Origin of the sequence: Streptococcus sp. 2021WUSS126 (assembly GCF_044427255.1) — a bacterium.
GTDB lineage: Bacteria > Bacillota > Bacilli > Lactobacillales > Streptococcaceae > Streptococcus > Streptococcus hashimotonensis.
This window is the reverse complement of sequence record NZ_JAOTGI010000044.1, coordinates 1-753: the sequence shown is the minus strand read 5'-3', so window position 1 is coordinate 753 and position 753 is coordinate 1. Positions and strand designations below refer to the sequence as shown.

Genomic DNA, 753 nt, shown 5'->3' with positions numbered 1-753 from the left:
CAATTCGCGCATCATACCGTTCTATTTGATCTACTAATTTCTCATAGGTCAATAGGTATTCTGTCAAAATCTCTGCGTAAAGTCCCTTAGGATTTAGAGAATGGAGCCAGCGGACATGTTTCTGTGTCCAATTACTGCTTCCCTCGGTATAGCGAAAATCATGTCGGAGACAGAAGGCAAAAATTTGTTGTTTGATTTTCTTCAGAGCCACTTTGTGGTCTGTTCTCATGCGGATATATTCTTTGACTTGTTCATCCTCAACAGTAGGAATATGAACAGGCCGATAGCTACGAAAGGCCAGAGCTTTTGCGAGCTGAGCTGCATCTTTTTTATCAGTCTTAACACGCTTAAATCCTTCCTTCATCACCGTTGTAGGCGCCATCACGATACAGGGAATCCCGTGAGCTTGTAGCTGGTGATATAGGGTAAATCCAAGACATCCGGCTTCGTAGCCACATAACACTTCTGCATCTTGACCATATAAACGACGAAGCTCATTCACATAGTTCACAATATAGCTAACATTTGGACCAACTTTAGTGCTATGTTTGAATTGATTGGTCATCATATCATAATAGCAGAGCGAAAAACTTTCTTTGTGAACATCCATTCCGATGAAAAGTGTGGTAAAATGAAACATATAAGACCTCCAATTGAGTGTGGTAATTCCTGTTAGAAGTTGATTGTTTTTTTATTCTAGTGTACAGGTAAATCCACGAATTCTCAACTGGGGGTCTTTACATATTGTCTATA

The 753-nt window shown here is 40.0% G+C and carries 1 protein-coding gene; it reads right to left on the bottom strand.

Annotated features, from left to right (window positions below; genetic code table 11):
• The coding region (locus ODU39_RS10200; RefSeq protein ID WP_398580386.1) for a transposase at positions 1-640 on the bottom strand (640 nt) is incomplete at its 3' end.
• Positions 641-753: the final 113 nt, after the last annotated feature.